Below are 14,883 nucleotides of genomic sequence, written 5' to 3'. Positions count from 1 at the left end.
GGTGAGGGCGCCCCCCTGGCCGGCGGCCAGCGACCTGATCAGCTGGTTACTTGATCAGGTAGATGGTCGCGAACAGGCCGATCCAGACGACGTCGACGAAGTGCCAGTAGTACGACACCACGATCGCGGCCGTGGCCTGCTCGTGAGTGAAGCGCTTGGCCGCGTACGTCCGTCCCAGGACCAGCAGGAAGGCGATCAGACCACCCGTCACGTGCATACCGTGGAAGCCGGTGGTCAGGTAGAACACCGTGCCGTACGGGTCGGAGGACAGCGTCAGGCCGTCCGTCTTGACCAGCTCGGTGTACTCGAAGATCTGCCCGCCGATGAAGATCGCGCCCATCACGAAGGTGATGATGAACCACGAGCGGAGCTTCTTCACGTCCCCGCGCTCGGCGGCGAACACGCCGAGCTGGCAGGTGAGTGAGGAGAGCACCAGGATCGTGGTGTTGACGGACGAGAAGGGCACGTTCAGGGCGTGCGCCTTCTCGGCCCAGAACTCCGGCCCCTTGACGGAGCGGAGCGTGAAGTACATCGCGAAGAGGGCCGCGAAGAACATCAACTCGGAACTCAGCCAGACGATCGTTCCGACGCTGACCATGTTCGGCCGGTTGACCGATCCGTGCGCGTGCCCGGTTTCTACTGCTGTTGCTGTCGCCACGACGGACATTATGTCGGTCCCTTATTCCGTCTTCACGCCGGGGGGTGTCCCTCGGAGTGTCCGGTGCGTGCGGTATGCCCTGTTGAGGGCCGAGAGGGCGCCCGGCGGGCGGGTCGGCGCGGCTATGTCCGTTTTCTGACGGTTCTTTGGGGTGCCCCAGCCCGCGTGCGCCGCCCTGAGCACTCCTTTGCCCTGCGTGTCGCACCGCCGGCCGGGGTCCGCGATGGGCTAGCGGGTCGGCCGTACGGGTGGTCTGTGCGCGCGAGGGTGACGTGCTGTCCTCCGGGCGGGTGAGGGCCCAGCGCGGCGGCTTGAGCGAGATCGCGCCGTAGGGCCACCGCGCGCAGTGATCGGGAGTAGCATCCGGAGGTGGTGGACGTGGTCCGGATCACATCTGAGGGAGCAGGGCCCATGGCGCACACGACCGACGAGACGCTCACCGTCCTCGTCTACAGCGATGACCGCAACACCCGCGAGCAGGTGCTGACGGCCCTCGGCCGGCGCCCGGCCGAGGATCTGCCCGAGCTGCGCTATCTGGAGTGCGCGACCACACCCGCCGTACTCCGGGCGTTGGAGAAGGGCGGCGTGGACCTCTGCATCCTGGACGGCGAGGCGGTGCCGGCCGGCGGGCTGGGCCTGGCCCGCCAGCTCAAGGACGAGATCTACGGCTGCCCACCCGTGCTGGTGCTGATCGGCCGTCCGCAGGACTCCTGGCTGGCGGCCTGGAGCCGGGCCGACGCCGCGATCTCCCACCCCGTGGACCCGGTGGCGCTGGCCGAGGCCGTCGCGGCCCTGCTCCGGGGCCGGATCGCGGGGCGGACACCCGCCACCCACTGAGGGCGGGCCGGCGGCGGCCGTCCACGCCGCGTCCTCTCCCCTGTACGGGGCGTGCCCGGGCCGGTGCGCGTCTCAGTACTAGAGAAGTAGGGGAGAGGACCGCCCTCGGGCCGCGCACCGCTGGATAGGCTGACTCCATCCCTGTCGGTGAACCGATTCGAGAGCTGGAGTCAGCCATGGTGAACGTGAACCCTGCGAACGGCGGCAACGACCCCGCGCAGGTGGTCCGCACCTGGCCGGATCTCCTGTCGGCGCTGCTGAAGGGCGAGGACCTGACCCAGGGCGACACCGCCTGGGCGATGGACCGGATCATGAGCGGCGAGGCCACCCCCGTCCAGGTGGCCGGTTTCGTGGTCGCGCTGCGGGCCAAGGGCGAGACGGTCGACGAGATCTCCGGCCTGGTCGAGGCCATGTACGCGCACGCCGAGCCGCTGCACATCCCCGGCCCGGCGGTGGACGTCGTCGGCACGGGCGGTGACCGGGCCAAGACCGTGAACATCTCCACCATGTCGGCGATCGTCGCGGCGGCCGCCGGCGCCAAGGTGGTCAAGCACGGCAACCGGGCCTCCTCCTCGGCCAGCGGCTCCTCCGACGTGCTGGAGAAGCTGGGCATCGCCCTGGACCTCTCCGCCCGGCGGGTGGCGGAGGTCGCCGAGGAGGTCGGCCTGACCTTCTGCTTCGCGGCGAAGTTCCACCCCGCGATGCGGCACGCCGCCCCGGCCCGGCGCGACCTCGGCGTGCCCACCGCCTTCAACATCCTCGGCCCGCTGACCAACCCGGCCCGCGTCACCGCGCACGCCGTCGGCTGCTTCGACACCCGGCTCGCCGGGTTGATCGCCGGCGTGCTCGCCCGCCGCGGCTCCACCGCACTCGTGTTCAGGGGTGACGACGGCCTGGACGAGCTGACCATCTCCACCACCTCGCGGGTCTGGGTGGTGCGCGACGGCGCCGTCACCGAGACCTCCTTCGACCCGCGTGAGGTCGGCATCGAGCTGGTCGGCATCGAGGCCCTGCGCGGGGCCGACGCCGCCTACAACGCCGATGTCGCCCGCCGCCTGATCGCCGGCGAGCGGGGCCCGGTGCGCGACGCCGTGCTGCTCAACACCGCCGCCGCGCTGGTCGCGCTGGACCTCACCGACGCGCCGCTGGCGGAGCAGCTCGCGGCGGGCATCGAGCGGGCCGCGGCCGCGATCGACTCCGGCGCCGCGCAGTCCGTACTGAAGCACTGGGCGGAGGCGACCAGCCGCGCCTGAGCTGTCGGGCGGTGGCCGACGCCGCCGTCGACGTACCGTCAGAGGCCCGTGGAGCACTCCGCGGGCCTCTCGCGCGTCCGAGTGTCCGAGTGTCGGAGCGTCCGAATGCCGGAATGCCGTTTGACCGCTTCGCGCACGCGTGTCTAGAGTCTTCGCCAGGTCATGAGTGACAGCGACAAGCCCCAGCTTGCTGTCCGGCAACCCTCCGTCCGTGGCGGGGTGCCCTGGGTGAGGACCGGGTCACGTGGCGAACCGTCCGCGTGGCAAGCGCGGACCACCGGCATACCAGCACTCCCGGGGTCCTGACCTCAGAGGAGTGCATCCCCATGTCCGTGATCTCGACCGACCTCTGCGCCCCGCTCGCCGTCCTCGGACACGACGTCCAGGTCCCGCTCGTCAGCGGCGAGAAGGTCACCTACGCCGCGCTCGACTACGCCGCCAGCTCCCCGGCGCTCCAGCGGGTCTGGGACGACGTCGCCGCGTACGCCCCCTACTACGGCAGCGTGCACCGCGGGGCCGGCTACCTCTCCCAGCTCTCCACCGACCTGTTCGAGCAGAGCCGGCGCACCGTCGAGGAGTTCCTCGACCTGCGCGAGGACGACCAGGTGGTCTTCACCCGCGCCACCACCGACTCGCTCAACCTGCTGGCGAGCGCCCTGCCGCCCGGCACCCGGGTCCTCGTCTTCGAGACCGAGCACCACGCCTCACTGCTGCCCTGGCGCCGTACCGGACTGACGGTCGACTTCCTGCGGGCCCCGCGCTCGCACGCCGAGGCCGTCGCGGCGCTGGAGGAGGCGCTCGCGGGTGCCCCCGAGGGCCCCAAGCTGTTCTGCGTCACCGGCGCGTCCAACGTCACCGGCGAGCTGTGGCCGGTCGCCGAACTCACCGAGGCCGCCCACCGCCACGGCGCCCGGGTCGTCCTGGACGCCGCCCAGCTCGCCCCGCACCACCGGGTCTCGGTGCGCGAGCTCGGCGTGGACTGGGTCGCCTTCTCCGGACACAAGCTGTACGCCCCCTTCGGCGCGGGCGTCCTCGCCGGCCGCAGCGACTGGCTGGACGCCGCCGAGCCCTACCTGGCCGGCGGCGGCGCCACCCGGACCGTCGCCCGCGAGGCCGACGGCTCGGTCGCGGTCGAGTGGAACCACGGCCCGGCCCGGCACGAGGCCGGCTCGCCGAACGTGATCGGCGCCTACGCGCTGGCCTCGGCCTGCCGGGCCCTGAGCGAGGCCGGCTTCGACGCCCTGGAGGCCCGCGAGCAGCAGCTGATCGCCCGCCTCAAGGCCGGGCTCGCCGACATCCCCGAGGTCAAGGAGCTCAGCCTGTTCGGCGCCGACTCCGCCCGGGTCGGCGTGCTCTCCTTCGTGGTGCAGGGCTGGAACAGCTCGCACTTCTCGGCGGCGCTCTCCGCCGAGTACGGGATCGGCGTACGCGACGGGCTGTTCTGCGCCCACCCGCTGGTGCGCACCCTGCTGGGCGGCGAGGAGGCCACACCCTCCGAGTGCGGCGCGCCCGAGCCGTCGCTGCCCGGCGAGCGCAGCCTGAACGCGATCCGGGTCAGCTTCGGCGCCGGCACCCCCGACGAGCACCTGGAGCGCTTCCTGCGCGCCGTCCGCGAGCTGGTCACGGACGGCGCGGCGTGGACCTACCGCAACGAGGGCGGCCGCTGCGTCGCCGATACAGCGGTTTCCGGGGCTCGGCCCGCCTGATTTCCGGGGCTCGGCTCACGGAGCCGTGGCGGGGGCCGGCCCTACTCGTCGAGGCCGAGGGCGAAGGCGGCTTCGAGGTCGTGCTGGGAGTAGGTGCGGAAGGCGATCTGGGTCTCGGTGTGCGCCACGCCCGGGACCTTGTTCAGCCGGCCGGGGATCACCTCGGCGAGGTCGTCGTGCTTGCGCACCCGGACCATCGCCACCAGGTCGTAGCCGCCCGTCACCGAGTAGACCTCGCTGACGCCGTCGATGGACGCGATCGCCTCGGCGATCTCCGGGATGCGGTCGACACTGGTCTTGATCAGGACGATGGCGGTGATCACTCTTCAGCTCCTGGAAGTGCGTGTCGCACAGCTGCGCCCCCTTGACGGTGGCCGGCGACGGGTGGCGGGGTGCCGCCAGCGTAGTACTCGTCAGTCGGCGCGTCTCGGGGGCCGGGCGTAGGCCGTCCAGGCGACCAGGAAGCCCACCGTGAAGCCGATGACGTGCACCAGGTAGGCCACGCCGGGGCCGGCGGAGCGGACGGCCCACCACTGGAGGGCGAACCAGAGCCCCAGGACCAGCCAGGCGGGGAATCGCAGCGGCAGGAAGAGCAGCAGCGGGACGAGCGTGGTGACCCGGGCCCTCGGGTAGAGCCGCAGGTACCCGCCGAGGACGGCGGCGATCGCGCCCGAGGCCCCGATCAGGACCCGGGTGGACTCGGCGGACCCCACCTCGGCCAGTGCGTAGCCGTAGGTGGCGAGGCTGCCGGCGGCGAGGTAGAAGAGGAGGAACCGCACCCGGCCCAGCCGCCCTTCGACGCCGGCGCCGAAGACGTAGAGGAAGAGCAGGTTGCCCAGCAGGTGCAGCCAGCCGCCGTGCAGGAAGAGCGAGCTGAGCACCGACAGTGCGGGGATCTTGCCGGGGGTGGCGGAGAGCGGGCAGCCGGGCGCCGGCGGTTCGGTGGCGGCCAGCCGGTCGGCGGTCAGCGGGTGCTGGTCGAGCAGCTCGGCGGGGATGACGCCCCAGCGCTGCTCGTAGCGCTGCTCGGCGCAGATGCGGGCCTGGCCGGTGCCGTACAGCGGGTTGAGGCCGGCCGCCGGGCCGAGCAGGAAGACCAGGGCGTTGAGGGCGATCAGGGCGTAGCAGACCATCGGCAGGGGTGCGGCGGGGCGGCCGTCCTGCGTACCGGTGCGGTCGAGGACCGGGAGCGCCATGCGGGGAGCATTCCTCGGCGGGGCGCCGGCGACACCGGAGCGTACTGCGAGTGGGTTACCCGGCGGGGGAGTTCTGTACCGGTGGCCGGCGGCCGGGGACCAGGCAATAGGCTTGGCGCGGGCATTCCCGCCTCCCGCCGCCGATGCCGGGGTCCGGGGGGAGCGCCTCCCGACCGGATCAGGGAACCGCCCGAGAGGACCTTCGATGACCGTCCCCGCCCTTACCGCTGAGACCCGCTGGCGCTGCACCCTGTGCGGCAACCTGACCCGCTTCGATGTCACCCGGACCGCACGGGTGATCGACTTCCTGCACTTCGACCTGGCCGGCGAGTCCAAGGTGGAGGAGACCGAGGTGCTCAGCGAGAGCGTCGAGTCGGTGCGCTGCCGCTGGTGCAACGCGGTGGACCAGGTGGAGCTGGTGGACAGGCCCGGGGCCGAGGCCGCGCAGGCCGACGGCGCCGAGCAGGGCTGAGAGCGCCGTCCCGCGCGGGTACCGGGGCCCCGTGCGTGGTGTGCGCGCCGCGGTGGCCCCGGTCCGCGGGTGTGTGGCGTGGCGCGGGGTGGGGCACGGTACACGGGACAATTGCAGAGAGCGGTGGGTTTCAGGGCAGCGGCAGTAGGCCGTGAGCACCCCGCAGAACAGGATCGGAGCCGAGGACGTGGTGGACGACGCAGCGAGGGAGCCCGCCGGACCGCAGGGGCAGCCGCCCGCTGTGGACGGGCAGGCCCCGGACGCGGTCGGGGCCGCCCCGGCCGGAGAGCAGACCTCGGCCGCGCCGGACGCCGGCGAGGAGGGCCGGCCGGCCGAACAGCTGGACCGGCCGCTGCCGGAGGGTGTACGCCGTCGGGTGGTGGGCATCGCCGCCGACGCGCTCGGCGGGCTGCCCGCGGCCGAACTCCCGCAGTCCCTGCGTCAGTACGCCAAGTTCACGCCGGCCCGGCGGGCCAAGTACGCGGCCACCGCGCTGGCCGCCGCGCTGGAGTCCGAGCCGGCGTTCCGGCTCCGTATAGCGGACCGGCTGCGGCTGGGTCAGCCCGACCTGGTGAAGGCCCTGGAGGCCGGGAGCGTGCCGAGCGCGGCCGACCCGATGGACGTCGCCGCCGCCGCGTACCTGCTGCGCCAGCCGGGCTGGACCAGGCTGGTGGCCGAGGCCGGGGAGCAGGCCGAGCGGGCCGGGGTGGAGGGCGCCGCCGCCGAGGCGACCCGGCTGGCCGAGAAGCTCCAGCAGGAGCTGGCCGAGCTACGGGCCTCCGCGCGGGCGGATCTCGAACGGCAGCGGGCCGAGGCCGAGGGGGTGCGCAAGGAGGCCGAATCGCTGCGCAAGAAGGTGCGTTCGCTGGAGAGTGACACCCGCCGGGCGCAGGCGCAGGCGCGCAAGCTGACCGGCGAGCTGGAGGCGGCGCGCTCGGCGGCGGCCGTCGAGCGCAGCGCCGCGGAGGCGGAGGCCCGCCGGCTCAGGCACCGGGTCTCGGAGCTGGAGACGGCCGTCGAGCAGGGCCGGCGCTCGGCCCGTGAGGGTCGCAGCGTGGAGGACATGCGGTTGCGGCTGCTGCTGGACACCGTCCTGCAGTCGGCCCAGGGGCTGCAGCGTGAGCTGGCCCTGCCGGTGACTCAGCTCCACCCGGCGGACCTGGTGGAGGCGGTGGTGCCGGGCTCGGCCTCGCCGCACGACGTGGCCAGGCGGGCGCTGGCGGAGGACGACCCGGCGCTGCTGGACCAGCTGCTGGCGATCCCGCAGGTGCACCTGGTGGTGGACGGCTACAACGTCACCAAGACCGGCTATCCGGCGCTGCCGCTGGAGCAGCAGCGGATCAGGCTGCTGGGGGGCCTGGCGATGCTGGCCCAGCGGACCCAGGCGGAGGTCACCTGTGTCTTCGACGGGCAGGACCTGGACGTCCCGGTGATCATGGCGCCGCCGCGTGGGGTGCGGGTGCGGTTCAGCCGTACGGGGGAGACCGCGGACGAACTGATCCGGCGTTTGGTGCGGGCCGAGCCGCAGGGGCGGCCGGTGGTGGTGGTCTCCACCGACCGGGAGGTCGCCGACGGCGTACGCAAGGCCGGGGCGCGGCCGGTGGCGTCGATTCTGCTGCTCAACCGGCTGGCCCGGCCCTGAGGGCCGGTTGACACCCGGTCGGCGGCGTGGGGTCCGCATGGTCACGGGCTCGTTGGCGGACGGATGACGGCGCTGTGTGGATCGCGTGAATTCGGGGTTTCGGCGTCAACCTGGTGCCCGGAGGGGAGTGGCGGAATGCTGTGATCTTCACTAGGGTCTGGCGTCAAACCTATTTTCCGGATACTCACCCGATCGGGCGAGCCCGCAGGAAGAAGGAGCCGGTCCCTTGGCCTCCCACCGCCGTCCGAAGCAGCCGAGCCGTGCACGGGTGACCGTGCTCACCGCTGCCGCAGCGACCGCGGTCGCCCTCTCCGCCCAGGTCAGTGCCCACGCTGCGCCGAACCCCTCCAAGAAGGAGGAGGTCAAGGCCCAGATCGACCAGCTGAACGAGGAGCAGGAGCAGGCGGCGGAGAAGTACAACGGCGCCAAGGAGCGGGCGGACCAGCTGCGCAAGCAGTCGGACCAGCTCCAGGACCAGGTGGCCCGCAGTCAGGACCAGATGACCCAGCTTCAGGTGGGCCTGGCCGAGGTCGCGGCGGAGCAGTACCGCACCGGCGGCATCGACCCCTCCGTCCAGCTGATGCTGGCCTCGGACCCGGACGGCTACCTGCAGAAGGCCTCCAGCGTCCAGCAGGCCACCACGACCCAGACCGACGCGCTCAAGGGCCTTCAGGACCAGCAGCGCCGCCTGGACCAGCAGAAGATCGAGGCGGCCGCCGTACTGGCCACCCTGGACAGCACCACCAAGGAGCTGAACCAGGCCAAGACCGACGTCAACACGAAGCTGAAGGACGCCCAGGCGCTGCTGAACTCGCTCAGCGCCGCCGACCGGGCCGCGTTGCAGCAGGCCCAGCAGCAGCAGGACCGCGCCTCGCGCGACTCCACCCGCGCCGACCTGACGGCCCTGCCGCAGGCCGCCGGCTACGCCGGGACGGCCGTCGCCAAGGCGATGAGCAAGCAGGGCTCCCCGTACGTCTGGGGCGCCACCGGGCCGAGCACCTTCGACTGCTCCGGCCTGATGGTGTGGGCGTACTCGCAGGCGGGTGTCTCGCTGCCGCGGACCTCGCAGGCGCAGGGCAACGTCGGCGCCCGGGTGCCCTCGCTGGCCGAGGCCCAGCCGGGCGACCTGATCATCTACCGCCCGGACCGCAGCCACGTCGGTATGTACATCGGCAACGGTCTGGTGGTGCACGCGCCGCACACCGGTGACGTGGTCAAGGTGATGAAGGCGGACGCGATGCAGATCAACAGCATCCGCCGGGTCTGACCGCCCGCCCTGACCTTCCGCCAGCAACTCGTCCAATCCGGACATTTGCTGCCTGCTCGCCACATCACCGGTCATCCCGGTCTTCCGACACGCCCGGCCCCCGGAGTCGGGGCACTGTGATCTGGGTCACCCCGGTCGGGTGTCGGTGGCCACATGGTGAGAATCAGTCAGCTCTGAGTGGGTGCGTGATCACACATGGTCAGATTCCCCGGAATGCTACGGCGTCATTCAGACTTTTTACTGACAAGGATTTGAACGGATCACGGTTTCGTTACTAGGGTCAGGCCCTGAACCACCGCACAGTCGATCACCCATCCCGGGTGGCGGCGGGGGTTACCGCCGAGTCCGTGAAGCAGCGGGGCAGCTCGCCTGCCCTACGGGGAAGCCCCTGCGGGGGTGCTGTGGACCGGAGCCGGGGAACCATGTTCCTCGGGGTGAATCGGCGCCAGGCCGGCCGCGGGAGCGGACGGTGAGGCGTCGTAGGGCGTCTCTTCCAGCCCGAACCCGTCAGCTCACCCGGTAGGCGGACGTAGGAAGAAGGAGCCCGCCTTCGTGGCGTCCCATCGTCGTCCCAAGCCTGCCAGTCGCACCCGTGTGTCGATCATGACCGCGGCCGCTGCCGCCGCCGTCGCGATCTCCGCGCAGTCCGGTGCGCACGCCGACCCGACGCCCACCAAGGACCAGGTCAAGGAGCAGGTCGACCAGCTCAACGAGCAGGCCGAGGTCGCCACCGACAAGTACAACGGTGCGCAGGTCAAGCAGCAGGAACTGCAGAAGCAGGTCGGCGAGCTCCAGGACAAGGTGGCCCGTCAGCAGTCCGAGGTGACCGAGCTCCAGGGCGGCCTGGCCGAGCTCGCGGCCGAGCAGTACCGCAACGGCGGCATCTCGCCGACCGTCCAGCTGATGCTCTCCACCAGCCCGGACAACTTCCTGAACCAGGCCGGCTCGCTCAACCAGGTCGGCAGCTCGCAGAGCGACGCCCTGAAGCAGCTCCAGGAGCAGCAGCGCAAGCTCGACCAGGACAAGGGCGAGGCGCAGGCCAAGCTCGCCGAGCTGGACGGCACCACCCAGCAGCTCAGGGCGAGCAAGGAGGAGATCCAGAGCAAGCTCGCCAAGGCCCAGGAGCTCCTCAACACGCTGACCGAGCAGGAGCGCGAGGCGCTGCGCGCCGCCGAGGCCAAGGCCGCCGCCGAGGCGAAGGCCAAGGCCGAAGCCGCCAAGGCTGCCGCGAAGGCCGAGGCCGACCGGGCCTCGCGCGACGCCGCCCGCACCGACATGAGTGCCAAGCAGGACACCTCGGCCCCCGCGGCCAAGGCTCCCGCCGCCTCCGCTCCGGCGCCGAGCACCGCCCAGGCCGGCTCGCGCGCCGCCGCGGCCATCGCGGCCGCGGAGTCCAAGCTCGGCTCCCCGTACAAGTACGGCTCCACCGGGCCGAGCACCTTCGACTGCTCCGGCCTCACCGGCTGGGCGTACGCCCAGGCGGGTGTCTCGCTGCCGCGCACCTCGCAGGAGCAGGCCAATGCGGGCACCCGGGTCGGCACCAACATCGCCAACGCCCAGCCCGGCGACCTGATCATCTACAACGGTGGCAGCCACGTCGCCCTGTACGTGGGCGGTGGCCAGGTCATCCACGCCCCGCGCACCGGCACGGTCGTGCGCTACGAGACCGCCACGATGATGTCGATCTCGGCCATCGTGCGCGTCTGACGCCCCGGTAGGCACCTCGCGGGCCCGGTCTCCACTCGGAGGCCGGGCCTGCCGCTTTGGGACTACAGTCGACCGCTTGTCCGATATTGGGTCAAATATTCGTGTTGGGAGGGGTTTGGACTCGATCGCCCGGACTCGCTAACGTCTGCCACCTGACCCCGCTCGTACGGCCGCCCACCCGGGGCGGTGGCGGGGCGGGCCGCAGGAATGGAGCCGCCGCCGCATGGCGATGCACCGCCGAACCCAACTGCCAGGTGCGCACCCGCTCGCCCGTGCGCTGGTGCTCACCGCGGCCGCCACCACCGCGCTGGCCGTGACGGCGGGTGGCAGTGCCCAGGCCCTCCCCGGCTCGCCCGCCGACCCGCCGAGCAAGCGGGACGTCAAGGCGCAGGTCGAGCAGCTCTACGAGGAGGCCGAGCAGGCCTCGGAGAGGTTCAACGCGGCCCAGGAGTACCAGCACCGGTTGCAGAGCGAGACCGGCTCGCTCCAGGGGCAGGTGGCCCTCGCCCAGGACGAGCTGAACCGGCTGCGCGGCGAACTCGCCACCGTCGCCGCCGCCGAGTACCGCTCCGGCGGGATCGAGCCGGCCGTCCAGCTGATGCTGGCCTCCGATCCCGAGGGCTATCTCGCCCGGGCCCGCAGCCTCGATCAGGTCGCCGAGCGCGAGCACGAGACCCTGCGCGAGGTGGTCGAGCGTCAGCGCCGCCTGGACCAGCGCCGGGCCGAGACCTCGGCCAAGCTCGCCGACCTGGAGGAGGCCCGGCGCTCGCTCGCCGAGAACAAGCAGCAGATCCAGCAGCGGCTGAACGAGGCACAGAAGCTGCTCAACAGCCTCGGCGCCACCGAGCGGGCCAGGATGGTCGCCCAGGACGCCAGGGAGGCCGAGCAGCGGGCCACCAGGGGCACCGACCGGCTCGACCTCGGCACCGTCCCGCCCGCATCCGACCGGGCCGCCGACGCGCTGGCCGCAGCCGTCAGCAAGATCGGCTCCGCGTACGTCTACGGCGCCACCGGGCCGCGCACCTTCGACTGCTCCGGTCTGATGTACTACAGCTGGCGGCAGGCCGGAGTGACCCTGCCGCGGACCTCGCAGGCCCAGGCGTACGCCGGGCAGCGGGTCAGCCTCGCCGACGCCCGACCCGGAGACCTGGTGATCTTCTACAAGGACATGCACCACGTCGGTATGTACGCCGGCGGCGGTGTGGTCGTGCACGCCCCCTACCCGGGCGCCCGGGTGCGGTACGAGAGCGTCAACGCGATGCCCGTCTCGGGGGTGGTCCGGCTCTGAGCCGTGCCGACCCGCCCCCACGCGGCCTGCCCCGCCCCGACGGCGCGGCGGGCCGCGCGGTGCTGTCCAGGCGCGCCGCGCTGCTGCTGGCCGCCGGCGGGCTGGCCCAGCTCTCGGTGCCGGGGGCGGCCGCCCCGACGGCGGCCCGCCGGGCGTCCGCCACCGGGCCGGGGCCGGGCCTGACGGAGCTGCTGGACGCCCGGGCGAAGGCCCTGCTGGGCCGGGACGCGGCCGCGCTGGCCGCCACCGCCACCGCCGGCGCGGCGGGCGCCCAGCAGGAGCTGCGGGAGCGGCTGGCGGCCGTCCCGCTGGCCGGGCTGGAGTACCTCGCCCCGGTGCCGGCCGGGCTGCCGGGCGCCGGCCCGGAGGTCACCGCCGAACTGGCCGTGCGGATCGAGGGCTACGACGGGCAGCCGGCGCGCTACTCGCGGCGCCTGGCCCTGGCCCGGGTGGGCGGGCGCTGGCTGGTGGAGCGCGAGGAGCCGGCCGGCGGCCCGGCGGCGCTCTGGGACCTGGGCGTCGTCCGGGCCGCCGCCGGTGCGCACTGCCTGGTGCTGGGGCTGGACGGCGCCGCCACCGGCCCCGCGGAGGTGGCCGCGGTCGCCGGGACGGTCGTCCCGGCGGTCACCGCGGTCTGGGGCACCGGCTGGGCCGGCCGGCTGCTGCTGGAGCTACCCGCCACCGAGGACCAGTTCGCCCGGCTGCTGGACGTCCGGGCGGCCGACTACACCGACATGGCCGCCGTCACCAGCTCGGCCCCCGGCGCCCCCGACCAGGCCCCCGCGGACCGCGTGATGATCAACCCGGACGCCTACCGCAGGCTCAGCGCGTTCGGCCGGCAGGTGGTCCTCACCCACGAGGCCACCCATGTCGCGACCCGGGCCGACACCCGGGCATGGACCCCGCTCTGGCTCTCGGAGGGCGTCGCCGACTGGACGGGCTACCTGGACACCGGCCGCACCGCCCGCCAGATCGCCCCGGAGCTCGCCGCCGACGTCGCCGCCGGGCGGCTGCCCACCGCCCTGCCCGCCGACGCCGACTTCACGGCCGGTGCCGCCGGGATCTCCCAGGCGTACGAGCTGTCCTGGCTCGCCTGCGACCTGCTCGCCCGTCGCTACGGCCGGCAGAAGCTGGTTGCCCTCTATCGGGCCGTCGGCGCGGCGGGCGCCGGGGCGGGCCGGGGGCGGCAGCTGGACCAGGTACTGCGCAGCGAGCTCGGGACGGGCCTGGGGGAGTTCACCACGCTGTGGATCGACGAGGCCCGCCGGCTGTTCGGCGGCGGCTGACCGGCGCCCGGTCACCGGTGGAGTGGGAAGCCGACCCGGCCGACTTCCCAGTCCGGGCACGGGCCGCCCCGGGGGCGTCGCTCAGCGGTCGGCGCCGGCGATGGGCCGGTCGATCCCGTCCAGCAGGTCCTGCTCGTAGGCGATGCCCGGGCGCACCGGGTAGGCCGGGGTGGCCGGGCCGTCCGCCGGGGCGAGCACCACGGTGGCGGGCAGCGGGGCCGGGCCGCGGGTGGAGCGCCACAGGCGCACGCAGGAGAGCAGCGCCGCGGCGAGCAGCAGCAGGTTGCGCAGCCCCAGGGCCGTGACAGCCCAGGGGTCGCTGCCCACCACCGAGCTGAACAGCACCGGGAACTCCAGCGTGGTCAGCGGGGTGGCGATCAGGATCAGCACGGCCACCGGCCGCTGGCTGGTGCCGCGCACCGTCAGGCACACGGCGGCCGCCCCGACCAGCCAGACCAGGTACTGCGGGCTGATCACCCGGCTGGTCACGGTGAAGATCAGCAGCGCGGTGAGCGCCGCGTCGTACGTGGTGGCGTTGTTGCGGCGCTTGGCCGTCAGCCGCCACAGCAGCAGCCAGCCGAAGCCCGCCAGGGTGGCGGCCACCATCACCTTGGAGACGACGCCGACCCACGGTCCGAGCATCTCGACCGAGCCGTAGTGCATCATCACCTGGCCGTCCCAGCCACCGGCGATCCGCGCGATGTGCAGCGGCAGGGCGCCGAGCGACTCGACCTCGATCCCGCGGTCCTTCTGGAAGGTCAGGAACTCGAAGGCGCCGTTCATCCCGGCCGCCAGCAGGAAGCCCACCGAGCTCACGGTCGCCGCGGCGGCCGTCCAGGAGCGCCGGGTGCGCCGCCCGGGCGGGGTGCCGAGCAGGGCCAGCAGCGGCCAGATCTTGATGATGCCGCCCAGGCCCAGCAGGACCCCGCCGAGCGCCGGGCGGCGCAGCAGCGCCAGCAGACCCGCCACGGCGATCGCGGTGACCACGATGTCGTACCGGTTGTAGATCATCGGCCCGAGCAGCGGCACGCCGGCCACCCAGACCCAGGCCCCGGTGAAGCTGCGGCCCTTGCGCAGGCCGGCCCGCATCAGCAGACCCATCGCGAGGGCGTCCATCACGCCGCAGACGACCCAGAACGACACCAGGTAGGACCAGGGCAGCAGCCCCGGAAGCATGATCACCAGCGCCGCGCCCGGCGGGTACTGCCAGGTCACGTCGTCCAGCGGGAAGGTGCCGGTCTGCAGGACGCCGTACCAGCCGTGGTAGATCAGCCAGACGTCGGTGGTGATGTCCCCGCCGGTCATGCGGATCACGCCGACCACCAGGAGCACCAGGAGCACCCGGCTGAGCAGCCAGCCCGCACCGAGGCCCCACAGCGCCCCGCCGGCCGCCGAGGGGCCCGCGGGGGAGCCCGGGGCGGACGCGCCGGCCTGGGCCGGGATGCCGGGGCCCTCGGCGCCGCTGGATCTGCCGGGCTCGGTGGCCGGGGCCAACTCCACTGCGCTCCCTCGTTCGTCTCGGACGTCCCACCGGATGCGTCGCTCGGCGCCCGTCCGGCCGCAGGCCGGGG

Annotated in this window: 13 protein-coding genes and 2 riboswitches; of the genes, 9 read left to right on the top strand and 4 right to left on the bottom strand. The window is 73.1% G+C overall.

The features are described from left to right. Positions 1-46 precede the first annotated feature (46 nt). A complete protein-coding gene (locus ACIBH3_RS18030) occupies positions 47-667 on the bottom strand; it encodes a heme-copper oxidase subunit III (RefSeq protein ID WP_396312949.1) in 621 nt (206 codons plus the stop codon). A gap of 402 nt (positions 668-1,069) precedes the next feature. On the opposite strand from ACIBH3_RS18030, the gene ACIBH3_RS18025 reads away from it, so the two are divergent. The 3 genes from ACIBH3_RS18025 (at position 1,070) to ACIBH3_RS18015 (ending at position 4,454) form a co-directional block, all read left to right on the top strand. Further along, on the top strand, positions 1,070-1,495 hold the full coding sequence (locus ACIBH3_RS18025) for a hypothetical protein (RefSeq protein ID WP_396312948.1): 426 nt from the start codon (positions 1,070-1,072) through the stop codon (positions 1,493-1,495). A 176-nt stretch (positions 1,496-1,671) separates the two neighbouring features. After that, positions 1,672-2,748 carry an anthranilate phosphoribosyltransferase gene (trpD, locus tag ACIBH3_RS18020; RefSeq protein WP_396312947.1) on the top strand — a complete coding sequence of 359 codons (1,077 nt, stop codon included), beginning with the start codon at positions 1,672-1,674 and terminating at the stop codon, positions 2,746-2,748. A gap of 158 nt (positions 2,749-2,906) precedes the next feature. Next, positions 2,907-3,024, top strand: a riboswitch (SAM riboswitch). A gap of 50 nt (positions 3,025-3,074) precedes the next feature. Further along, complete coding sequence (locus ACIBH3_RS18015; protein ID WP_396312946.1) at positions 3,075-4,454, top strand: aminotransferase class V-fold PLP-dependent enzyme; 1,380 nt, start codon at positions 3,075-3,077, stop codon at positions 4,452-4,454. A gap of 41 nt (positions 4,455-4,495) precedes the next feature. Here the strand turns inward: ACIBH3_RS18015 and ACIBH3_RS18010 are convergent, their stop codons facing one another. Both ACIBH3_RS18010 and ACIBH3_RS18005 read right to left on the bottom strand, forming a co-directional pair. Beyond that, positions 4,496-4,777, bottom strand: a complete 282-nt coding sequence (locus ACIBH3_RS18010) for an Lrp/AsnC family transcriptional regulator (protein WP_396312945.1) — start codon at positions 4,775-4,777, stop codon at positions 4,496-4,498. A gap of 90 nt (positions 4,778-4,867) precedes the next feature. Further along, positions 4,868-5,650, bottom strand: coding sequence for a rhomboid family intramembrane serine protease (locus ACIBH3_RS18005; RefSeq protein WP_396312944.1), 783 nt, complete (start codon positions 5,648-5,650; stop codon positions 4,868-4,870). 205 nt (positions 5,651-5,855) lie between these two features. On the opposite strand from ACIBH3_RS18005, the gene ACIBH3_RS18000 reads away from it, so the two are divergent. From ACIBH3_RS18000 to ACIBH3_RS17975, 6 genes are all read left to right on the top strand, one after another. Next, positions 5,856-6,122: a hypothetical protein gene (locus ACIBH3_RS18000; protein WP_396312943.1), complete on the top strand. Its 267-nt coding sequence runs from the start codon at positions 5,856-5,858 to the stop codon at positions 6,120-6,122. Between the two features lie 241 nt (positions 6,123-6,363). Beyond that, on the top strand, positions 6,364-7,764 hold the full coding sequence (locus ACIBH3_RS17995) for an NYN domain-containing protein (RefSeq protein ID WP_396313068.1): 1,401 nt from the start codon (positions 6,364-6,366) through the stop codon (positions 7,762-7,764). Positions 7,765-7,990: 226 nt separating this feature from the next. Continuing rightward, positions 7,991-9,031: an NlpC/P60 family protein gene (locus ACIBH3_RS17990; RefSeq protein WP_396312942.1), complete on the top strand. Its 1,041-nt coding sequence runs from the start codon at positions 7,991-7,993 to the stop codon at positions 9,029-9,031. Positions 9,032-9,418: 387 nt separating this feature from the next. Further along, positions 9,419-9,573: riboswitch (cyclic di-AMP (ydaO/yuaA leader) on the top strand. A gap of 61 nt (positions 9,574-9,634) precedes the next feature. Further along, positions 9,635-10,738, top strand: a complete 1,104-nt coding sequence (locus ACIBH3_RS17985) for an NlpC/P60 family protein (protein WP_396312941.1) — start codon at positions 9,635-9,637, stop codon at positions 10,736-10,738. A gap of 223 nt (positions 10,739-10,961) precedes the next feature. Continuing rightward, the gene (locus ACIBH3_RS17980) at positions 10,962-12,026 is read left to right on the top strand and encodes an NlpC/P60 family protein (RefSeq protein ID WP_396312940.1); all 1,065 of its coding nucleotides are present in this window, start codon (positions 10,962-10,964) and stop codon (positions 12,024-12,026) included. 59 nt (positions 12,027-12,085) lie between these two features. Further along, on the top strand, positions 12,086-13,312 hold the full coding sequence (locus tag ACIBH3_RS17975; protein ID WP_396312939.1) for a hypothetical protein: 1,227 nt from the start codon (positions 12,086-12,088) through the stop codon (positions 13,310-13,312). Between the two features lie 81 nt (positions 13,313-13,393). On the opposite strand, the gene ACIBH3_RS17970 is transcribed toward ACIBH3_RS17975, so the two are convergent. Then, positions 13,394-14,812, bottom strand: a complete 1,419-nt coding sequence (locus ACIBH3_RS17970; protein WP_396312938.1) for a glycosyltransferase 87 family protein — start codon at positions 14,810-14,812, stop codon at positions 13,394-13,396. Positions 14,813-14,883: the final 71 nt, after the last annotated feature.

The organism is Kitasatospora sp. NPDC050543 (genome assembly GCF_044457565.1).
GTDB lineage: Bacteria > Actinomycetota > Actinomycetes > Streptomycetales > Streptomycetaceae > Kitasatospora.
The sequence above is the reverse complement of the archived record's forward strand: the minus strand, read 5'-3'. Positions and strand labels throughout refer to the sequence as shown.

Coding starts and splice junctions, on each gene's coding strand:
- ACIBH3_RS18015 (WP_396312946.1), top strand. CDS start 3,075: ATGTCCGTGATCTCGACCGACCTCTGCGCCCCGCTCGCCGTCCTCGGA.
- ACIBH3_RS17980 (WP_396312940.1), top strand. CDS start 10,962: ATGGCGATGCACCGCCGAACCCAACTGCCAGGTGCGCACCCGCTCGCC.
- ACIBH3_RS18000 (WP_396312943.1), top strand. CDS start 5,856: ATGACCGTCCCCGCCCTTACCGCTGAGACCCGCTGGCGCTGCACCCTG.
- trpD (WP_396312947.1), top strand. CDS start 1,672: ATGGTGAACGTGAACCCTGCGAACGGCGGCAACGACCCCGCGCAGGTG.
- ACIBH3_RS18030 (WP_396312949.1), bottom strand. CDS start 667: ATGTCCGTCGTGGCGACAGCAACAGCAGTAGAAACCGGGCACGCGCAC.
- ACIBH3_RS18025 (WP_396312948.1), top strand. CDS start 1,070: ATGGCGCACACGACCGACGAGACGCTCACCGTCCTCGTCTACAGCGAT.
- ACIBH3_RS18005 (WP_396312944.1), bottom strand. CDS start 5,650: ATGGCGCTCCCGGTCCTCGACCGCACCGGTACGCAGGACGGCCGCCCC.
- ACIBH3_RS17985 (WP_396312941.1), top strand. CDS start 9,635: ATGACCGCGGCCGCTGCCGCCGCCGTCGCGATCTCCGCGCAGTCCGGT.